Annotated in this window: 21 protein-coding genes and 2 tRNA genes; 12 read left to right on the plus strand and 11 right to left on the minus strand. The window is 30.2% G+C overall.

What is annotated here, in order from left to right:
- Window positions 1–5: 5 nt before the first annotated feature.
- The 4 genes from H3N56_RS09340 to H3N56_RS09355 are packed head-to-tail and all read right to left on the minus strand — an operon-like array spanning window position 6 to window position 3,314.
- Entirely contained in the window at window positions 6–482 is a 477-nt protein-coding gene (locus H3N56_RS09340; RefSeq protein ID WP_370521064.1) for a nucleoside recognition domain-containing protein, read from the minus strand.
- Between the two features lie 14 nt (window positions 483–496).
- On the minus strand, window positions 497–1,129 hold the full coding sequence (locus tag H3N56_RS09345) for a nucleoside recognition domain-containing protein (protein WP_185880922.1): 633 nt from the start codon (window positions 1,127–1,129) through the stop codon (window positions 497–499).
- 1 nt (window position 1,130) lies between these two features.
- On the minus strand, window positions 1,131–2,318 hold the full coding sequence (locus H3N56_RS09350) for a M20/M25/M40 family metallo-hydrolase (RefSeq protein WP_185880923.1): 1,188 nt from the start codon (window positions 2,316–2,318) through the stop codon (window positions 1,131–1,133).
- Between the two features lie 39 nt (window positions 2,319–2,357).
- Entirely contained in the window at window positions 2,358–3,314 is a 957-nt protein-coding gene (locus H3N56_RS09355; RefSeq protein WP_185880924.1) for a methyltransferase domain-containing protein, read from the minus strand.
- Window positions 3,315–3,739: 425 nt separating this feature from the next.
- Here H3N56_RS09355 and carA point away from each other — a divergent pair, with 425 nt between their 5' ends.
- From carA to H3N56_RS09370, 3 genes are all read left to right on the plus strand, one after another.
- A complete protein-coding gene (gene carA / locus H3N56_RS09360) occupies window positions 3,740–4,798 on the plus strand; it encodes a glutamine-hydrolyzing carbamoyl-phosphate synthase small subunit (RefSeq protein ID WP_185880925.1) in 1,059 nt (352 codons plus the stop codon).
- The gene (carB, locus tag H3N56_RS09365; protein ID WP_185880926.1) at window positions 4,798–8,004 is read left to right on the plus strand and encodes a carbamoyl-phosphate synthase (glutamine-hydrolyzing) large subunit; all 3,207 of its coding nucleotides are present in this window, start codon (window positions 4,798–4,800) and stop codon (window positions 8,002–8,004) included. Before carA ends, carB begins: the two co-directional genes overlap by 1 nt.
- Before the next feature lie 118 nt (window positions 8,005–8,122).
- On the plus strand, window positions 8,123–8,815 hold the full coding sequence (locus H3N56_RS09370) for a Bax inhibitor-1/YccA family protein (protein WP_185880927.1): 693 nt from the start codon (window positions 8,123–8,125) through the stop codon (window positions 8,813–8,815).
- A gap of 42 nt (window positions 8,816–8,857) precedes the next feature.
- Here the strand turns inward: H3N56_RS09370 and H3N56_RS09375 are convergent.
- The 5 genes from H3N56_RS09375 to H3N56_RS09395 form a co-directional block, all read right to left on the minus strand.
- Window positions 8,858–8,934: transfer RNA gene (locus tag H3N56_RS09375), tRNA-Met, on the minus strand.
- Window positions 8,935–8,940: 6 nt separating this feature from the next.
- A tRNA-Ala gene (locus H3N56_RS09380) sits at window positions 8,941–9,016 on the minus strand.
- 73 nt (window positions 9,017–9,089) lie between these two features.
- Entirely contained in the window at window positions 9,090–10,223 is a 1,134-nt protein-coding gene (locus H3N56_RS09385; protein ID WP_185880928.1) for an aminotransferase class V-fold PLP-dependent enzyme, read from the minus strand.
- Window positions 10,224–10,314: 91 nt separating this feature from the next.
- The gene (locus tag H3N56_RS09390; RefSeq protein ID WP_185880929.1) at window positions 10,315–11,943 is read right to left on the minus strand and encodes a Na/Pi cotransporter family protein; all 1,629 of its coding nucleotides are present in this window, start codon (window positions 11,941–11,943) and stop codon (window positions 10,315–10,317) included.
- A 178-nt stretch (window positions 11,944–12,121) separates the two neighbouring features.
- Window positions 12,122–13,312: a dicarboxylate/amino acid:cation symporter gene (locus H3N56_RS09395; protein ID WP_185880930.1), complete on the minus strand. Its 1,191-nt coding sequence runs from the start codon at window positions 13,310–13,312 to the stop codon at window positions 12,122–12,124.
- A 160-nt stretch (window positions 13,313–13,472) separates the two neighbouring features.
- Here H3N56_RS09395 and hflX point away from each other — a divergent pair, with 160 nt between their 5' ends.
- Complete coding sequence (hflX, locus tag H3N56_RS09400; protein WP_185880931.1) at window positions 13,473–15,266, plus strand: GTPase HflX; 1,794 nt, start codon at window positions 13,473–13,475, stop codon at window positions 15,264–15,266.
- 31 nt (window positions 15,267–15,297) lie between these two features.
- Here the strand turns inward: hflX and rsgA are convergent, their stop codons facing one another.
- Window positions 15,298–16,185 (minus strand): ribosome small subunit-dependent GTPase A, encoded by an 888-nt coding sequence (rsgA, locus tag H3N56_RS09405; protein ID WP_332647417.1) that lies wholly within the window; start codon window positions 16,183–16,185, stop codon window positions 15,298–15,300.
- Between the two features lie 11 nt (window positions 16,186–16,196).
- Window positions 16,197–16,901, minus strand: coding sequence for a PASTA domain-containing protein (locus tag H3N56_RS09410; protein ID WP_185880932.1), 705 nt, complete (start codon window positions 16,899–16,901; stop codon window positions 16,197–16,199).
- A gap of 153 nt (window positions 16,902–17,054) precedes the next feature.
- On the opposite strand from H3N56_RS09410, the gene hpt reads away from it, so the two are divergent.
- The 8 genes from hpt to H3N56_RS09450 all read left to right on the plus strand — a co-directional run bounded on the left by hpt (window position 17,055) and on the right by H3N56_RS09450 (window position 21,317).
- Complete coding sequence (hpt, locus tag H3N56_RS09415; protein WP_185880933.1) at window positions 17,055–17,576, plus strand: hypoxanthine phosphoribosyltransferase; 522 nt, start codon at window positions 17,055–17,057, stop codon at window positions 17,574–17,576.
- Window positions 17,577–17,593: 17 nt separating this feature from the next.
- Window positions 17,594–18,388 (plus strand): 16S rRNA (adenine(1518)-N(6)/adenine(1519)-N(6))-dimethyltransferase RsmA, encoded by a 795-nt coding sequence (gene rsmA / locus H3N56_RS09420; protein WP_185880934.1) that lies wholly within the window; start codon window positions 17,594–17,596, stop codon window positions 18,386–18,388.
- A 93-nt stretch (window positions 18,389–18,481) separates the two neighbouring features.
- Window positions 18,482–18,721, plus strand: a complete 240-nt coding sequence (locus H3N56_RS09425) for a DUF4911 domain-containing protein (RefSeq protein ID WP_185880935.1) — start codon at window positions 18,482–18,484, stop codon at window positions 18,719–18,721.
- A 16-nt stretch (window positions 18,722–18,737) separates the two neighbouring features.
- The gene (locus H3N56_RS09430; protein WP_185880936.1) at window positions 18,738–18,977 is read left to right on the plus strand and encodes a KH domain-containing protein; all 240 of its coding nucleotides are present in this window, start codon (window positions 18,738–18,740) and stop codon (window positions 18,975–18,977) included.
- A gap of 8 nt (window positions 18,978–18,985) precedes the next feature.
- Window positions 18,986–19,504: a ribosome maturation factor RimM gene (gene rimM, locus H3N56_RS09435; protein WP_185880937.1), complete on the plus strand. Its 519-nt coding sequence runs from the start codon at window positions 18,986–18,988 to the stop codon at window positions 19,502–19,504.
- Between the two features lie 10 nt (window positions 19,505–19,514).
- Entirely contained in the window at window positions 19,515–20,228 is a 714-nt protein-coding gene (gene trmD / locus H3N56_RS09440) for a tRNA (guanosine(37)-N1)-methyltransferase TrmD (protein WP_185880938.1), read from the plus strand.
- 1 nt (window position 20,229) lies between these two features.
- Window positions 20,230–20,748, plus strand: coding sequence for a gamma carbonic anhydrase family protein (locus H3N56_RS09445; RefSeq protein ID WP_185880939.1), 519 nt, complete (start codon window positions 20,230–20,232; stop codon window positions 20,746–20,748).
- Between the two features lie 5 nt (window positions 20,749–20,753).
- Entirely contained in the window at window positions 20,754–21,317 is a 564-nt protein-coding gene (locus H3N56_RS09450; protein ID WP_185880940.1) for an RNA methyltransferase, read from the plus strand.
- Window positions 21,318–21,332: the final 15 nt, after the last annotated feature.

Raw genomic sequence — 21,332 nt, forward strand, 5'->3', positions numbered from 1 at the left:
TATAATTATTTTGATATTTGTAATATTATTCTTGTTACAAACATAGCTAATGCGGCATCTATCAGTGGAATTATTAATAATAATTTATAATATTTTTTAGATACTCCTGAGACAATAACTATTCTTGCATAATGTCCAACTAATGTTCCCATCAAAATAACAGCTGGATATAGAATTGTAGCTTGTTCTTGAGTTAAAATTCCTTCTTGATATAACATTAAACCTGTTGCTGCACCTGCTGCTTTAGCAAAGAAGGCTGCTATTATAACTAAAGATGCTTCACCAGGAAGTCCAAATAATGCCATTAAAGGACTTAAAACTGTGGCTATTATATCCATAAGACCTGTTGTTTTTAAAAAAACTATTAAAACATAAGCTAAAATCATTGCAGGAGCTATTTGTTCAAAAGTTATATTTAATCCTTTTTTTGCTCCTTTCATAAATATCTCTACGACACTTTGATTATTTTTTACTTGTTCCACTTTCATCCTCCTAATTAAACCTCGTATTGAATATTTAAATTTCTTTTTTTTATAATAACTCTAACTAAGTTTGCTCCAATTATTTTCATGATAAATTGAATCATTATAATTCCCCCCAAAGGTAGTAATGAAATTCCTAGTAATGGACCACCTGCTGATATCGTATTTGTTACTACTCCTGATGAAGCATATTGATATGCTACAAATATAGCTCTTTCTTCCTCTGTTATATAATTGTCATCATGTAATTCTCTTGTCATAATAGCTCCGACATCGGATGATGTAAATGAACTTACAAAGGCTAATCCTGAGCTTCCAGGTATTCCCATTAATGGTCTTAAAATGGGGCTAAAAAATTTAGAAGCAGCTTCTAATGCTCCCAATTCTTGTGCAACAGTAATTAAACCAGAAGAGAGCATAAGTGACGGTGCTAAAGTTAAAGCAATTAAAAATCCCTCTCTTGTTCCTTCGCCACCTTTTCCTGTGAAGTTAATTTTATTTGTAATAATTCCGAATTTACCCAAAAGATAACTAAAGTCAAAAGCTTTTAAAGTTTCAAAATCTTTTAATAATCCAGAAAACATTATTATTAATATAAATAATGACGCCCATCCTGTTATAGATTTTTTTTGTTCTGCTGTTAACATTTTATTTTTCCTCCTCAAAAGTTTCTGGTAGTGTTAGTATTGTTTGTAATATTAGTTTTGATCTTTCAACTAAAGAACTTAACAGAGCTCTCTCCCTTATAGTGTGATTTTCATAACCCTTTACTCCCATTCCACAAACTGTTGGTATTCCTAGAGTAACGCTATAGGCGGCATCAGATCCTCCACCTAAATGGCAAGAGTAAGGTGTGCCAAATCCTAATTTTTCAGAATTAGTTTTTAATAATTCAAATAATTGCAAATTCTTTTTTGTTTGTTCCATAGGGTCTGATAATGAAATTTGAGTTATCTCTGATGTTGTTCCATCTACAAAAGATGTATTTGTTATATCTGTTAAAAAACTTTTGATTTTATCTAAATCATTTAAATTTTTAAATCTCACGTTCACTGTCATAGTACAATATTCTGGTATTGTATTTTGGCTTGTTCCCCCTTCAATAACTCCTACATTATAATGTATTGAGTTAAAATCATTATTTTTTTCTATATTAATTGTTTTATATGCCGCTTCTTTTATTGAACTAACCCCATTTTGAGGTTCATTTCCAGAATGAGCCGCTTTTCCCTTTATAGTTATTTTAAAGTTTGCTGTTCCTTTTCTTCCAGTAACTACTCTTCCATCTACAAATCCTGTTTCACAATCTATACATGTTTTAAATCCTTTCAACTCATTTAAAAAAAATTGTTTTCCTTCTCCTAGGGTATATCTATGACCAACTTCTTCATCTCCCGAAAAAGCCAGTTTAACTATTTTATCATAATTGATGTGATTTAGAGCACGAGCTACTAGTGCCCCGACAATAACTCCACCTTTACAATCTAAAACTCCAGGACCATAAATTGTGTCGTTTTCAAAATCGATTTTTACAACTTCCTCACCAAATAATCCTTTTTTATGAACCGTATCTAGATGTCCTAGAATGGCCATTTCTAGATGATTACTTCCATTATCAAAAAAAGCGGTAAGGCTATTTGGTCCTTGGCTGAATTCATAAATTTTTGTTTTCATCCCATACTCTATTAATTTTTTTTCTAGAAAATTGATAGCTAAATTTACATTATCTGTGTCAATTGAAGGACTTTCTATTTTACAAAGATCTATCCACAAACTTTGCATCTCTTTTTCATTTTCTTCAATAAACTCAAAAGCTTTTTTTAAATTATAATTCATATTTTCTCCCCCGTTATATAACTTTTATAAAGTCATATTCTATTTAATATTTATAACTTTTATTAAAACCATTTTTTGTTTAAAACTTAGTTTTGAATCTTCATATTTTAAATCGAGTCCCAATTTTATTCCATTTATAGCAAAATGTTTCATGATGTTAAAAAGTACATTATCTTCATCTTTATACTTTGATAACTTTATCCACTCTTCAAAAATCCGATCTTCTTTCCAGATTTCTATATCTAAATTACAAAAATTAATTTCTTTTAATTTTTTCTTCAATTCGTTTAAATTAAAAAATTTATTGTGAGAAAAATCTCTTATTTTATTAAAATTATTTTGTAAATCAGCTTCTTCTTCTTTTTCAGAAGTTATAATATCAACAATAATTAACTCTCCAAAATTTTTTAGAACTTTTTTTATTTCTTTTAAAACTAAATCAATATCTTTCAGATGATGTAATGTTAATCTTGTGATTACCGTATCAAAAAAATTTTCATCAAATTCTAAATTATGTGCATCTCCTCTGACAGGAATAATATTTTTTAATTTATTATTCTTATTCAAATTTTCTATTTGATTTATCATAGCCTTACTTATATCCAAAGCATAAATTTCTTTTGCTAATTTAGCTATTTCTCTTGATATAAAACCAGTCCCTGCACCCAAGTCAAGGACTCTTTTTCCTGTATAAGGATAACCTTTATTAATCAACTGTATTACACTATTTTTTTGATTAATATATTTTGATTCCTCATATTCTTCTGCTTGTTTATTGAATGAAATTTTATTTTTTTCTATATTTTCAGTATGCAAATTTTCAAAATTTATATTTAAATTTTCCAGTATTTTTTTTTCAGAAGAAAAACTAATCTTAATTCCATTTTCGTAGCGATTTATAGTTTTTAAACTTACTTCAGAAATTTTTGCCAATTCTTTCTGAGTTATTCTTTTTTCTTTTCTTATTTTCATCGATTTTTCAAACAATTTTTTCACATCTCCATCTTTAAAGTTAAAAAAAATACACTACAATAACAATATAACTCGTAATGTATTGTTGTCAATTTTTTTTTTAACAGCCTTTATTTACTTATGTTTTTTGGAATTATTCATCTTCACTGTCTTTTAAGTGTCTCTTTTTTGTTTTAATAGAGCTTAAAAATAAAATAAAAATATTTGACAAAAATTAAATATAGATGTATAATCCTTCCTAGAGTAAAAAAAAGGGGTGAGAAAAAAGTGAGGAAGTTAAGAACAGTAATTAAATACAAAAATGACCTACTAAATTTTCTTATTTCAAAAAGTTATTCTATTTTTCAAAATTTATTTTTAGTTTTTAAATTTAATATTTATATATATTTGGGATATGATATTTAATTCATATTCCTTTTTTTTATGCAAAATTATTTGTGGAGGTATTAATGAAAGGTAAATTGATTCTTGAAAATGGAATGGTCTTCGAAGGTAAAATATTTGGAGAGCTAGGGGGGACAGTAGGAGAATTAGTTTTTAACACTGGAATGACTGGATACCAAGAGTTGTTAACAGATCCATCATACTGTGGTCAAATAGTTGTTATGACATATCCAATGGTTGGAAATTATGGGATTAATTTAGAGGATATGGAATCTGATGGAATTAAATTAAAAGGCTTTATAATAAAAGAAGATGCAAAGCTTCCAAACAACTTTAGATGTGAAATGACTCTAGATGGTTTCTTAAGACAGCATAAAGTAGTTGGATTCAAGGGGATAGATACAAGACATCTTACAAAGATTATTAGAGAACAGGGAGCTATGAAAGCTTTAATCACAACTGAAGAATTAACACAAAAAGAGATAGATGCTCATTTTAATAAATTTAATAATATTGATGCTGTGGAAACAGTAAGTACAAAAGAAACGTATGAAATTCCTGGGGAAGGTAAAAAAATTGGAGTAATAGATTTTGGAGTAAAAAGAAACATACTTAGAAACTTTTCTAAGAGAGGTTATAGTATGGTTGTTTTCCCATGGAATGTTACTGCTGAAGAAGTTTTATCTCATAAATTAGATGGAGTATTTTTATCTAACGGACCAGGGGATCCAGCAGAGTTAACAGAAGTTATAAACGAAATAAAAAAACTTGTTGGAAAACTTCCAATAGTTGGAATTTGTTTAGGACATCAGCTTCTAGCTTGGGCTTTAGGTGGAACTACTAAAAAATTAAAATATGGACACAGAGGATGTAACCATCCAGTTAAGGATTTAGATAGAAATAAAATTTACATAACTTCTCAAAATCATGGATATGTAGTTGATAAAGTTCCAGAATCAATGAGAGTAACTCATATAAACTTAAATGATAATTCTATTGAAGGAATGAAAAGTGATGAACTGAGAATTATGTGTGTACAATACCATCCAGAGGCATGGCCTGGACCATCAGATTCAGAATATTTATTTGATGATTTCTTAAAAGTAATAGAGGGGGATAAATAATGTTAGATAAATCAATAAAAAAGACCCTGGTGATAGGATCAGGACCAATCATAATTGGTCAAGCAGCAGAGTTTGATTACTCTGGAACACAAGCTTGCGAAACTCTAAAAAAAGAAGGAATAGAAGTTGTACTAATAAATTCAAATCCAGCTACAATAATGACAGATAAATTTGTTGCGGACAGAATATATATAGAGCCTATTACGGCAGAGTTTGTAGAAAAAGTTATAGCAAAAGAAAGACCAGATTCAATACTTGCTGGAATGGGTGGACAAACAGCATTAAATATGGCAGTTGAACTTCATGACAAAGGAATATTAGAAAAATATGGTGTTAAAGTAATAGGAACTCCAATCCAATCTATAAAAAGAGGAGAGGATAGAGAACTTTTTAGAGAAGCTATGGATAAAATTGGGGAACCAGTAATTGAAAGTAAAATAGTTGAAACATCAGAGGATGGATTTAGAGTTGCAAATGAGATTGGTTATCCAGTAGTAGTAAGACCAGCTTATACACTTGGAGGAACTGGTGGAGGAATAGCAGATAATCCTCAAGAACTTGAAGAAATTTTATTAAAAGGACTTAAACTTTCAAGAGTTGGACAAGTTCTAATTGAAAAATCAATACTTGGATGGAAAGAAGTTGAATATGAAGTAATAAGAGATATGGATGGAAACTGTATAACAGTTTGTAATATGGAAAATATTGATCCGGTTGGAATTCATACTGGAGATTCAATAGTAGTAGCACCATCTCAAACTCTTTCAGATAGAGAGTATCAGATGCTTAGAACATCTGCGATAAAAATAATTAATGAGATTGGAGTAATTGGAGGATGTAACGTTCAATTTGCTCTTCATCCAAAGTCATTTGAATATGCTATTATCGAGATAAACCCAAGAGTTTCTAGATCATCAGCTTTAGCATCAAAGGCTACAGGATACCCAATAGCTAGAGTTGCTACTAGATTATCTTTAGGTTATAGATTAGATGAAGTTGTAAATGAAGTAACAGGAAAAACATTTGCATGTTTTGAACCAGCTCTTGATTATATAGTAGTTAAGATTCCTAAGTGGCCATTTGATAAATTTAAAAAAGCTAATAAAAGATTAGGGACAAAAATGATGGCAACTGGTGAAATTATGGCAATTGGAAATAATTTTGAAGCTGCATTTTTAAAAGGATTAAGATCTTTAGAAATTGGTAGATTTAATTTAGAGCATCCAGCTGTTAAAAAATTAACTATGGAGCAATTGAAAGAAATAGTAGTAAGACCAGATGACGAAAGAATATTTGTTGTTGCTGAAATGCTAAGAAGAGGATATGTAAAGGAAAAGTTACAAAAGATAACTGGAATAGATAAATTCTTTATGGAAAAAATTGAATGGATTGTAAAACAAGAAGAGACTATGAAAAGAATGACTCTTAAAGATTTAGATGAAAAATTCTTAAGAAACATGAAGAAAAAAGGATTTGCAGATAAAGGAATAGCTTCTCTTATGAATGTTACAGAAAACGATATCACAAGAAAAAGAAAAGAATATAATGTAAATCCAGTTTACAAAATGGTTGATACATGTGCTGGAGAGTTTGCGGCAGATTCATCATACTTCTACTCAACATATGATCAGTTTGATGAAGTTGAAGTAACTAACAAGAGAAAAGTAATTGTTATAGGATCAGGACCGATAAGAATTGGGCAAGGAATAGAGTTTGATTATTGTACTGTTCACTCTATAAAAGCTCTTAGAAATATGGGAATAGAGAGTATTATAATAAATAACAACCCTGAGACAGTTTCAACTGACTTCTCAACAGCTGATAGATTATACTTTGAACCATTAGTAACTGAAGATGTTATGAATATAATCGAAAAGGAAAAACCTGAAGGAGTTGTACTTCAGTTCGGAGGACAAACAGCTATAAAATTAGCAAATGATTTAAGTGAAAAAGGAATTAAAATTCTTGGAACCTCTGCTCAAATGATTGATGCTGCTGAAGATAGAGAGAAGTTTGAAGAAGTAATGGAAAAATTAGATATAAAAAGACCTAAAGGAAAAGCTGTTTGGAATATAGAAGATGGAATAAAAATAGCAGAAGAAGTTAATTATCCTGTTCTAGTAAGACCATCTTATGTATTAGGTGGACAGGGAATGGAAATATGTCATGAAGAGATTAACTTAGTTAAATATTTAGAAGCTTCATTTGACAGAGATCCAGAAAATCCTGTACTTATAGATAAATACTTAAATGGAATAGAGGTTGAAGTAGATGCCATTTGTGACGAAGAGGATGTTTTAATTCCTGGAGTTATGGAGCATTTAGAAAGAGCTGGAGTTCACTCAGGTGACTCAATAACAGTTTATCCTCCTCAAAATCTATACGAAGGAACAGAGGATAAAATTTTAGAGATAACTAAAAAGATAGCAAAAGCTTTAGACATAAAAGGAATGATGAATATCCAGTTTATAGCTTACCAAAATGAACTTTATGTAATAGAAGTAAATCCAAGATCTTCTAGAACTGTCCCTTATATAGCTAAAATTTCTGGGGTTCCGGTAATAGAATTAGCGACAAAAGTAATTATGGGAGAAAAGTTAAAAGACCTAGGTTATGGAACAGGAATATATAAAAAGCCATCTGTTGTAGCGGTTAAAGTTCCTGTGTTCTCAACAGAAAAATTAGGAAATGTGGAAGTTTCTTTAGGACCTGAAATGAAATCAACTGGAGAAGTTTTAGGGGTAGGAAACACATTTGAAGAAGCAATATACAAAGGTCTTGTAGGTGGCGGAAGAGTTCAAGGAGTTAAAGGAAGAAGCATCCTTCTAACTATAAGAGATGAAGATAAAGATGAGTTCTTACCAATGGCTAAAAAGCTTGTAGAATTTGGATGTAATCTTTATGCTACAGAGGGAACAAAAATGTATTTAGCAGAGAATGGAATAGAAGCAAATGGGGTTAAGAAGATGACAGAACCTTCTCCTAACATTCTAGATTTATTAAAAAATAGAGAAGTTTCATTACTGATAAATACTCCAACAAAAGCAAATGATGCTCAAAGAGATGGATTTAAAATGAGAAGAACTGCTATTGAATATGGAGTTGAAGTTCTAACATCACTTGATACATTGAATGCAATTATAAAAATGCAAGATTTAAATGTAGATAAGCAAGATTTAGAAGTGTTTGATATAAGCAAGATTTAATAATGTTTGGAGAGTTGATCAAAAATGGTTAACTCTCCATTTTTTATATTTTTTGAAGGGATAAGATAAGATGCGTGGTAAATAATAATCATAGAAATATATTTCAGGAGGAATTAATATGGGGAATACTTATATGAATGTATCAGTTACTAATGATCTTTTGAGAAAAACGTTTGTTTATATGTTTATTGGATTGTTAATAACAGCTGGAGTACCGGCTTATATTATTTTGACTAAGAATACTAGTTTGTTAAATATGATTCAAACTTATTATTGGCCACTTATTATAGCTGAGTTTGTTGTTGTTTTAGTTCTGAGTTTTGCAATAAATAAAATTTCGGTAGGCATGGCAAAGATTTTGTTTTTTGCTTATGCGTTTTTAAATGGATTTGTTTTTTCAATTTTCACTTTATTTTTTTCAATCTATATACTTACATATGCTTTAGGGATTACATCTCTTATGTTTCTAGTAATAGCAATATATGGATATACAACTAATGAAGATTTAGGAAAGTACAGTAAAATTATGTTTGGAGGATTAATAACTTTAGTTATTTTATCTGTAATAAATATTTTTATAAAAGCTCCTGTGTTCTATTGGTTGGTATCTGTATTTGGAGTAATTATCTTCTCAGCTATGATAGCTTTTGATGTAAATAGGATTAAAGCGATGGCTTATGAATTATCAGGCGGGAATGAAAGTGATATTGAAAAAATGGGAGTTATAGGAGCATTATCTTTATATCTAGATTTTGTTAACTTATTTGTTTATATACTTAGATTAGTTGGTGGAGGAAATAATAAAGACTAAAAAAATAAGCACTGCGCAAGCAGTGCTTTTGTATTTAAAAGATGGTGCCTAGAAAAGGATTCGAACCTTCGACCGTTCGGGTATGAACCGAATGCTCTAGCCAACTGAGCTATCTAGGCTTAATATGGTGGAGATAAGCGGAGTCGAACCGCTGACCTACGCAGTGCAAGTGCGTTGCTCTCCCAACTGAGCTATATCCCCGGAATAATCTTCTCAAGTGAGTTAATTACTAGTAAATAGTATCATAATAATAAAAAAATGTCAATAAAAAATCTTAAATATTAGTAACAATATTTTTTAATGCATCTACAGTATATATAATTTCTTCCTCAGTATTAAAATATCCAAAAGAAAATCTGACAGTTCCATACTCATCTGTTCCTAAGAATTTGTGAGCTAGTGGAGCACAATGGAAACCTGCTCTTGTTAAAATATTAAATTCTTCATCTAATATAGTTGCTACATCTTGAGCTGGAATTCCCGAAATATTAATGCTTATAACAGGTGCTCTATCTTTTGAAAAAGTAGAATAGATCTTAATTTTATCTATTTTAGAAATTTCATCTAAAAATAAAGATGTAAGTTTATTCTCGTGATTTCTAATAGTTTCAAGTCCAACAGAATTTATAAAATCTATTCCAGCACCTAGACTTAAAATTCCAGGAGTATTCAATGTACCGCTTTCAAGGAGTTCGGGCATAACTTTTGGTTGTCTTTCAAGTTTTGAAAAACTCCCAGTACCACCTTCTAAAATGGGAGTAATTTCTATTCCTTCTCTAACGTATATTCCTCCAACTCCCTGAATACCAAATAAAGACTTATGTCCTGTAAAGCAAAGGATGTCAATATTCATTTCTTCAACATCTATATTTATATACCCAGCACTTTGAGAAGCATCAACAATAAAAAGTAGATTATTTTTTTTACAAAATTCTCCAATTTCTTTTAATGGTTGAATATTTCCAGTGACATTTGAAATATGATTAATAACAATAACTTTAGTATCTCTATTGAAATTATTTTTTAAATCTTCAAAAGTTTCAATGAAATCTATTTTTACTCCGTGTTCATCTCTTAGTGAAAAAAGAGGTCTCAACACTGAATTATGTTCAAAGACAGAGGTTATAATTCTTTGGTTATCTTTTATACAACCTTTTATAGCAAAATTTAAAGATTCTGTGGCATTAGCTGTAAAAGAAATTTGTAATGGATTTGAAATGTTAAAAAAATTTGCTATTTTATCTCTTACAGAGTAAATTTGTCTATTTATTTCTACTGATTTATGATGCCCGGATCTTCCAGGATTTCCACTTAAATTTTTTATTGAAAAATTTACTGAATCATAAACTGTTTCTGGTTTTGGATGAGATGTTGCTGAGTTATCAAAATAATGTTCTGTACTTTTCATTGCACACCTGCTTTCTAAATATTTTTCTTAATTATACCATTATTTTTTTTTTAATCAAATAAAAAGGGAATCGATTAGGATTCCCTTTTTATTATAATTTGGCGAAAATTTCAATTATATTGTATAGATGATCTTTTATTCTTCTATAGTTATTTAGTATATCCATATACCCAGTACTAAGCATTGCAGGCATAACACTATTAGTTATATGCTCTAAATGTTCAGCTCTAGCTTTTTTATATTCATCTTTAATGAAATTACATTTTTTAATAGCAGCAACGAAAAGTTCTCTATCTCTTTGCTGATAAGCTAAATCTATATCATCAAATAAAGATTCTATATTTGAATGAAGATTAGTTAGAGTATTTTTCTTGTGATCACTAAGTGATATTTCGTGATCTTCTAGTTTTTTAAGAGTCTTAGCGATTCTAAGTAGATAATCACTTATTGTTTCATACTCATCACAAGTTTGAATGTTCTCTCTAGTTTCTTCAGTATTTTCAGAATCTAAGTCAGTTGTTAAGATACGGAAATTAACATCAGAAATTTCTTTTTGGAAAAGATCAAGTCTGTCTTCTAAAGCTTCAATTTCAGGAAGATTAATATTAAGAGCTTCTGTACTATTTACACTTTCTTTTAATTTTTTAAAGATTTTCTTGATGCTTATACCCATTTCAATAACTTCTGTTTTTGTTTGCTCAACAACAACAGCTGGAGTTTCAGTCATCAGGTTATCAAGATGTGTAACTCTACCCTTAACAGAAGGAGCATCATCTTTAACTACTTTACATAAGAAGTCAGCAACATATCCAATGAATGGAACAAATAGTAAAACGTTTAATACGTTAAACATTGTGTGAGCTGTAGCAATAGCTGCAGTTAAATTATTAACTGGATCCATCATATCTTCAAGGAACGCAAGGTAGTAAGTGAAGATAGATGTGGCCCATAGAACTCCAACTACATTAATGATTGTATGAGCATAGGCTGCTCTTTTAGCATTAGCGTTGGCACCTAATGAAGCTAAAAGTGCTGTAATAGTAGTTCCAACATTTTCTCCTAGAACCAATGCAACTGCTGTTGGATAATCAATTAATCCTTGAACAGCAAGTGTTATTGTGATACCAAGAGTTGCTGAAGATGATTGAACTACGGCAGTAAGAAGTGCACCAACCGCGGCAGCTTTTAAAACACCTAAATAAGAGTTAGCACTAAATGCGTGGAATAATTCAACAAATTCAGGCATAGTTCTTACAGGTTTTAGACCATCACTCATAAGCTCTAGTCCGAAGAAGATTAATCCAAGTCCCATGATAGTGAGAGCTCTTGTTCTAGCTTTATCACTTTTCATAAACATTTGAGATACGGCAGCGGCTCCAGCCATTGGAAGTCCATACTTTCCAATTTTTAAAACTAGAATCCAACCAGTTATAGTAGTTCCAATATTCGCTCCTAGAATTACACCTAAAGCTTGCTTTAAAGTAAGAAGAGAAGCATTAACAAATCCAATAGTCATAACTGTACTTACAGAAGATGATTGAACTAAGGCTGTAACAAAAATTCCCATAACTATAGCAATAAATCTATTTGTTGTTAATGCTGCAAGAATTTTTTTAAGTCTTTGTCCTGCAAGTTTCTGCATTCCTTTGGACATGTTATCCATTCCGTAAAGGAATAATCCAAGTCCCCCGACTACTTTAAAAAGAATTTCTAAATACATTTTTCCTCCTGAAATTTAATATATAAATTTTTTAAAATTGTTAACCTTTTAAAATCGCAATGAAAAGTAAGCAAACGTCAGATAAATTTTATCATGATATTTTAAAAATGTAAAACGTATAATTTAAATAAATAAAAAAAGAAGCCATTAACGGCTTCTTTTTGATAAAATTTGTTTATTAATATCCTTCTGCAACTTGATCTTTTGCTAGTTTGAAGCCAGCTAATTTATTAACGATGATTGCTATAGCTCCGTCACCAGTAACATTACAAGCAGTTCCAAAACTATCTTGTGCTAAGTAAAGTGCAATCATAAGAGAAGTTAGAGTAGGTGGGAAACCAAGCATTGTTTCTAATAGTCCAAGAGCAGCCATTACAGCTCCACCAGGAACACCAGGTGCCGCAACCATTGTAACTCCAAGCATTAAAATGAATCCAAACATTCCAGCAAATGTCATTGGCATTCCATGTAGCATCATAACAGCCATAGAACAACTTACTAAAGTTATTGTACTTCCTGATAGATGAATTGTTGCACATAGAGGGATAGCGAAATCAGCGATACCATCATTTACACCATTCTCTTTAGTTTGAGCTAAAGTTACTGGAATAGTTGCTGCTGATGATTGAGTTCCAATTGCTGTGAAATATGCAGGTAACATATTTTTGATTAATCTGATTGGATTAGCTCCAGCCATAGAACCAGCAATAGTATATTGGATTATAATAATAGTCATGTGTAAAATAATAACTAAAGCGAATACTTTAGCAAATACTGACATGATTGTTGCTACTTGTCCAGCATAAGTCATATTAGCGAAGATTCCGGCAATATGATAAGGTAATAATGGGATAATAATATTGCTGATGATTTTTTCAACAATAGTTTGGAATTCTCCCATAACATTTTTTATTGCAGTACCTTTTACAATTGCTATTCCTATACCAAGAGTAAAAGCCATAAGTAAAGCTGTCATAACTCCCATAACCGGTGGCATATCAATTGTTAGGAATCCAGATAGTAAAGAGTGCTCTGGATTTTGTGCATTGATTACCATTGATCCAGGAGTAAGGATGTATTTAAAGGCAACACTGTTAACAAAATAAGCTAAACAACCAGCAGTGATTGTAGATAGATATGAAATTCCTGTAGTAATTCCAAGAAGTTTTCCAGCTCCTTTTCCTAAATCTCCAATTCCTGGAGCCACAAATCCGATAATAATAAGCGGAATAACAAACTGAAGGAAGTTTCCAAAAACTCCGCTAAAAGTAGCCATAAGTCTAACTAAAAATTCAATTCTAGTCATTCCTATTAGTATACCGATGATAATTGCTAAAATCAATTTTGGTAATAAACCTAATTTTTTCATATCCAACCTCCAAAAAGTTTCAAAATATAACTATAATATAATGTAATACAATATTGTTTGAAAAAAAGCAAGAGATAGATTTATAAAAATATTTAAAGTTTGAAAAAAAGCATATTATATAGTAGAATTTAAAGAAAGTTTAAAATAAGGACGTGAAATAATGATAAGTGGAAATATAGAAGGAATTAGAGATTCCATATTAGCTGAATTAGAAAATATTTATGATTATGAAATCGAAAAAGGAAAATTTGTAACTGAAGAAATTATAAACTTAATTTCAGATATAAGTATCCATATAAATAGAGAAATAAATGTAGCGATTGATAGAAAAAGTAAAATAATAGATGTAGCAATTGGAGATAGTAATAGTGTGGAGCTTCCAATTTTGGATATATCAAATAAAAAACTTAGTGGAGTTAGAATTATCCATACCCATCCAAATGGATATCCAAATCTTTCTATGATTGATATTTCAGCTTTACTAAAACTAAAACTAGATGCTATTGCAGCCGTAGGAGTTACTGAAGCTGGTATAAATGGTATAAATATAGGATTCTGTAAATTAGATGGTCAAAAATTGGTTCATGAAGAAATTGAGAACCTTTCTGTTGAGAAAGCATGTAATTTTAATTATGCAAATATTGTTGAAGAGATGGAGAAAAATCTTAGAAAAGTAGATGTAGTTGAAGACGATAGAGAGATTGCAATCTTAGTAGGAATCGATACACAAGAGAGTTTGGATGAGTTAGAAGAGTTAGCTAGGGCTTGTGACGTTACAGTTGTAGATACGATGTTTCAAAAAAGAAATAAAGTGGACAATGTATTTTTTATAGGAAGTGGAAAAGCTAGAGAATTAGCGATGTTAAAACAAATAAAGAGAGCCAATTTAATAATTTTTGATGAAGAGTTAAGTGGAGTTCAAATTAAAAACTTAGAAGCTGTAACTGGTTGTAAAGTTATAGATAGAACAATACTTATTTTAGAAATATTCGCAAGAAGAGCAAAAACAAGAGAGGCTAAAATTCAAGTTGAGTTAGCTCAGCTTAAATATAGAAGTGGAAGACTTCTAGGTCTTGGAAGTATAATGTCTAGAACTGGTGGAGGTATAGGAACAAGAGGACCAGGAGAAAAAAAATTAGAAATAGATAGAAGAAGAATTAGAGATGATATACATGATTTAAAAATGGAACTAGATAAGATAAAAAAGAATAGAGCACTTCAAAGAGAGAAAAGAGAGAGTTCTGGAATTCCAAAGATTTCTCTGGTTGGGTATACGAACGTTGGTAAATCTACTCTTAGAAATCTTCTAGTAGAGATGTATCCTGGAGACAATACAACTAAAAAAGAAGCAGTTTTTGCTGAAAATATGTTATTTGCAACATTGGATGCAACAACTAGATCTATGATACTTCCGGATAAGAGAGTAGCAGCATTAACTGATACTGTTGGATTTGTAAGAAAGTTACCTCACGATTTAGTTGAGGCTTTTAAATCGACACTGGAAGAAGTTAGTTTTTCTGATTTATTAATTCATGTTGTGGATGTATCGAGTGAAACGGTTATAAAACAAATAAGAGCAGTTGAGATAGTATTACAAGAATTATCTGCTTTAGATAAACCAACTATATTAGCTTTAAATAAGTGTGACAAGGCAACAACTGAGCAAATAGAAATGGTAAAAGATACTTTTAAAGATTATATTATCATAGAAATTAGTGCAAAAGATAAAATAAATATAGATGTACTTATGGAAAAAGCTGTAGAACTTTTACCAAGAACACTAAAAAGAGTAGAATATTTAATTCCATATTCTGAGTCTTCAGCAGGAGCATATTTACATAGAAATAGTATAATAGAAGAAGAATCTTATGAGGGTGAAGGGACTAAGATAATAGCTGTTGTAAGTGATGAAGTATTTAATAAAACTATTAAATATTTAATAAAAGAACTGTAAAAGGTAGAGAACATTAATGTTCTCTACCTTTTTATCTTCTGCTCCATCTCTCGGTTTTAAGTTTCTCATAACATCTTTTATAAAATTCATATCTTTCTTTAGATATTTTATTATTTTCAACTGCTTCTTTAATAACGCAACCTGGTTCATTTATATGAATGCAGTTGTTGAATCTACATGCTCCGTCTACATGAAATTCTGGGAAAAGTGCCTCTAATTCAGCAGAGTCCATTATTTCAGGAAGTTCAACAGAAGAAAACCCTGGAGTATCTATAACGAATCCACCATCTAACATTGGTAAAAGATTACTATCTCTTGTAGTGTGTTTTCCAGCTTTCAATCTCTTACTTGTTTCACCAGTAGTTAAAATTCTAGTTGATTGTATAAGATTTAAAATACTTGATTTTCCAACTCCACTTGGGCCACCAAAGGCAGTAACATGATCTTTAAGAAAATCTTTAAGGGCAGGAATCCCTTCGTTTGTTTTTGTAGAAATAAAGAACAATGGGATGTTTAAAGCTTTTAGAAAGTCCAATTTTTTTTCAATTTCTTCTATTTCAGTGGTTGAAAGTAGGTCAATTTTATTTATAACAACTATTGGATTAATTTTATAATAAAAACTATTTAATAAAAGGATATGTAATCTTTCATAGTCTATAACTGGATCTTTTGCTGAAAACTGTATAACTATGTAATCTATATTTGCAACTAATGGTCTGAAGAGTAAATTTTTTCTGGGTTTAACCTCAGTTATAAATCCATCAGCATCAAAAATAACATGGTCTCCTACAGCACAATTATCTCTTTTGTCGCTACGTTTCAAAATACCTCTTAATTTGCAAAGATACTCATTACCATCACTTTTAATATTATAAAATCCTTGTATTTTATTAATAACTATTCCTTCTATAAAACTCACTCTCCTAAATATTATTGACTAACTACAAGGTCTATTGCTGTTCCTGCAGTAATTTTTTTGCCAGTTGTCTGGCTAGTTTCTATTACTATATTTGGATCTAAATAATCTGTTACTTTATAACTTATTTCTCCCAAAGAAAGAGAATTTCTAGAGATTTCAGATTTTGCATCTTCTAACTCTAATCCTATTAAATCGGGCATTTTAACTTCCTTATTTTCTTGGATATCTCCAACAAGAATAGAGATTGAATCTCCTCTCCTAACTTTAGAATTTTTAGCTGGAGAAGTCGCTATAACAGTATTATATGGAAGAGGAGATATAAGATAACTAACTTTATCTATAGTAATTCCTTCTGTTTGTAATGCTGCTGTTACATCGATAAGATTTTTTTCTGAAAAATCAGGTAAAATTAATTCATCGGATCCTTTACTAACCCAAATTTTTATATTTCTTCCTCTTTTTACTATTTTATTTGGTTCTGGCTCTTGAAGAAAAATTTCATTGGTTGGAAATGTTGAGAATTCTTCTCCAGCAATCGTTATATTAAAGACATTCCCTTTATTCAATTGTTTTACCTCTTGTAGAGTTAGACCTTTGAAATCTGGAGTTTTGTATAAAAATTGATTGAAATATATTCTTATAAAAATATTATATGCAAAAAAACATGAAGCTATAATCGCACAAAATGACAAAAGATATAGTGAAATCTTTTTCATTAATTCCTCCTTAAAACTTGAAAATATGACATTTAAATATCTATTGAATGATAACATAAGACCCTTAAAATATCAATATTTACTTGATAAATAGTATGTAAAATGATAAAATAAACAATATAATATAATTTTGTTTTTCAACGGGAGGAAAAAATGAGCTATACTATCGAAGTTATGATTTCTAAAGAGCAAATAGAGGGTAAAATAAAGGAACTTGCAAAGAAAATAGAGAGTGACTATGAGGGGAAAGAGTTTATTTGCGTGGGTCTTTTAAAAGGATCAATAATGTTTATGGCTGATCTTCTAAAAGAAATTAATCTACCATTAACGATGGATTTTATGAAAGTTTCAAGTTATCACGGTGGAGTAGATAGTACAGGTGTTGTAAAAATTTTAAAAGATGTGGATTTAGACCTATCTGGAAAAAATGTTATTATAATTGAAGATATTATAGATACAGGACTTACTTTAAAATATGTAAAGGAATTTTTAGCAACAAAAAATCCTAAGGAAATTAAAGTAGCAAGCTTATTAGATAAGCCAAGCAGAAGAAAAGTTGATATAGTTGGTGAATATATAGGTTTTGAAATACCAGATGAGTTTGTAGTTGGATATGGACTTGATTATGATGAGTATTACAGAAATCTTCCGTACATTGGAAAAATAGTAAAATAAAAATATTAGGAGGTACAATGTCCTTTAAACATAAAAAAAAATATGGACAAAACTTTCTTACTGACCAAAAGGATGTTTTAGATAGAATAATGGAAGTTTCAAATGTAACTTCAGAAGATGAGATTATAGAAATTGGTCCTGGAGAAGGAGCTTTAACGGGATTACTTTTAGAATCAGCATCAAAAGTAACTTGTATTGAGATAGATACTGATTTAGAAAAAATACTTAGAAAAAAGTATGATTCAAATTCAAAGTTTAATCTTATTATGCAAGATGTGCTTCAAGTTGATTTAAGAGAGGTTGTTGAAAAAAAAGGAAAAGTTGTTGCAAACATACCTTATTATATAACTTCACCTATAATAAATAAAATAATAGAGAATAGAGATAAAATTTCAGAGATGTATATTATGGTTCAAAAAGAGGTTGCAGAAAGAGTTTGTGCTGACTCTGGAAAAGAACGTAGTGTACTTACTTTAGCTGTTGAATATTTTGGAGAAGCAGAATACTTATTTACTATTCCAAAAGCGTTTTTTACACCAGCTCCTAAAGTTGATTCGGCTTTTATGTCTATAAAATTTTATGAAGATAATAGATATGTGAATAAAATATCTGAAGATATCTTTTTTAAATATGTAAAAGCTGCATTCTCTAATAAGAGAAAAAATATAGTTAATAATCTTTCAACTTTAGGTTATAGTAAAGATGAAGTAAGAGAAAAAATCTCAATATTAGGGATATCTGAAAATGAAAGAGCAGAAAACTTAACTATAGAAGATTTTATAAAACTTGCTGAAATTTTTGAAGGAAAATAGAAGGCTTTTAAATAAAGGGGCTGAAAACTAGATTAGGAAATACCTATTTTAGAGTCAGCCTCCTTTTAGCTTAAAGAAGGTTTAAGGAGAAATATGCAAAGTTATGAATTTAAAGTAAAAACGAGAAGAGAAGATATTGATTTTATCAACAAAGTAATGGAAGCTTATGAAGGTGTTGGAGTCGTTAGAACAAAAAATGCGGATGCAGGAGATTTGTCTATAGTATCAACACTTGATTTTAAGGATGACGTTAGAATGATAATAGAAGATCTTGATAGAAAATGGGTTGTAGCTAAGATCATTGAAGAGGGACCTTGGTCAGGACAACTATAAAAATGGAGGGAGTATTATGGAGAGATTAGAAAAACTTTTACGTTATGTAGTTGAACAACTGGTTGAAAAACATGGGGATATAAGAATTAGCTATGACTTGATTGATGATACAGTTACTTTTAAAGTAAATGTAGCTCAAGGAGAAATGGGAAAAGTAATTGGAAAGAATGGACTTACAGCAAATGCAATAAGAGGTGTTATGCAAGCGGCTGGAGTTAAAGATAAGTTAAATGTAAATGTAGAATTTTTAGACTAGGAGGAATCATGGAATTATTGACAGTTGCAAAAATGTCTGGAACTCACCATTTAAAAGGAGCGGTAAAAGTTACTTCAAACGTAGATAATTTAGAAGTTTTAAAAGGAAGTAAACTGATAGCAGAGCTACCAAATGGAACTACAAAGATACTTACTTTAAAAGAAGTGGCACCGTTAGTTGGTAAAAAATGGGTTATGGAATTTGATGAGATAACAAATAAATCTGATGCTAATTTATATCAAAATGCTTTGTTAAAAGCTAGAAGAGATTTATTAGGAATTAACGAAGATGAATATTTAGTAAATGACGTAATAGGAATGAAGGCTATAGATGCTGAAACAGGTGAAAAACTTGGAGAAGTAACTGATATATATGAAACAGCTGCTCATGATATTTATGTTATAGAATCAGATGAGTATGAAATGATGGTACCTGATGTTGAAGTATTTATAAAAGCTATTGATTTTGTAAAACAAGAAATGAAAGTTTCTCTAATAGAGGGAATGAAAGAAAAAAAGAAACAATAAGGAGAAACAGGTGAAAATAAATATTTTAACTCTCTTTCCAGAGTTTTTTGATTCTTTCAAGGAGCACAGCATAATAAAAAGAGCTATTGAAAGAGACCAAGTACAGGTAAATATTATTAATATTAGAGATTATGCAGATGGAAAGCATAAACAAAGTGATGATATGCCTTTTGGAGGAGGGGCTGGAATGGTTATGAAGCCTGAACCCCTTTTTAAAGCGTTAAATGAAACTAATGGAAAAGTGATTTATACTTCTCCACAAGGAAAAAGATTTGACCAAAAATTGGCAATAGAACTTTCAGAAGAGAAAGAGATAACTATAATAGCTGGGCACTATGAGGGAATAGATGAAAGAGTAGTAGAGTCGAAAGTAGACTTAGAAATTTCTCTTGGAGATTTTGTTTTAACAGGTGGAGAATTACCTGCAATGGTAATATCAGATGCAATTATAAGATTGATTCCTGGTGTTATAAAAAAAGAATCGTATGAAAATGACTCTTTCTTTACTGGGTTATTAGATCACCCTCATTATACAAGACCTGCAGAATATGAAGGATTGAAAGTTCCAGAAATATTATTGTCAGGAAATCATAAAAAAATAGATGAGTGGAGACTTAAAGAAAGTTTAAAAAGAACTTATTGTCGAAGAAAAGAACTTTTAGATGGAAGAGAATTTACAAAATTAGAAAAAAAACTACTAGAAGAAATAAAGAAGGAGCTATAGCATGATATATAGATTAGGAAAGCATGCTCCAAAAATTGGAGAAAATAATTACATAGCAGAAACAGCAACATTAATTGGTGATGTGGTTACTGGTAAAAATGTAACAATCTGGTTTTCAGCAGTTCTTAGAGCAGATATGAGTAAAATTGAAGTAGGTGACAATTCTAACATTCAAGATAATACTACAGTTCACGGGGATACAAATATACCTACAACTATAGGTAAAAACGTAACGATTGGACATAATTGTATTATTCATGGATGTACTATCGGTGATAATTCAATTATTGGTATGGGAGCTATACTGTTGAATAACTCAAAAATACCATCTAATTGTTTAGTTGCTGCAGGTTCTTTAGTAACTGATAAGTTGATAATAGAAGAAGGAGACTTTGTTGCAGGTTCTCCTGCTAAAGTTATTAAAAAGACCACTGACAAGCACAAGGAATATTTAAAATATGCTAAAGATGTTTATATAGATAAGATTGAAAAATACAAAGACTTAGAAAGAATAGGATGAAGAAAATGAGAAAATCTGTTTATTTGGGATTAGTGCACTCTCCAGTTTATAATAAAAGAGGAGATGTTGTTTGTACATCGGTAACGAATTTTGATATACATGATATATCAAGAACTTGTAGAACATATGATATAAATCAATACCATATAATTGTATCTGTAGATGCTCAAAAAGCTTTAACAGAAAGAATAATAGGGTATTGGCAAGAGGGAATGGGCGCAGGATACAATAAAGATAGAGAGGAAGCCTTTGGAAGAACAAGGGTTTATGAAACTATAGAACAAAGTATAGCTGAGATTGAAATTAGAGAAGGTAAAAGACCTCTTATTATCACAACATCAGCAAAGACTTATCCAAATTCAATAGGATACAAAGAACTTTCTAAAAAAATGTTTGAAGATGATCAACCATACCTTCTTTTATTTGGAACAGGTTGGGGTCTTATAGACGAAATTATGGAAACGTCAGATTATATACTTGAACCTATTAGAGGAAATTCAGATTATAATCATCTGTCTGTTAGGTCGGCAGTTTCAATAATATTAGATAGATTATTAGGAGAAAAATAGCCACGAGATACGTGG

This window comes from Cetobacterium sp. 2A (assembly GCF_014250685.1).
In the GTDB taxonomy this organism is placed as follows: domain Bacteria; phylum Fusobacteriota; class Fusobacteriia; order Fusobacteriales; family Fusobacteriaceae; genus Cetobacterium.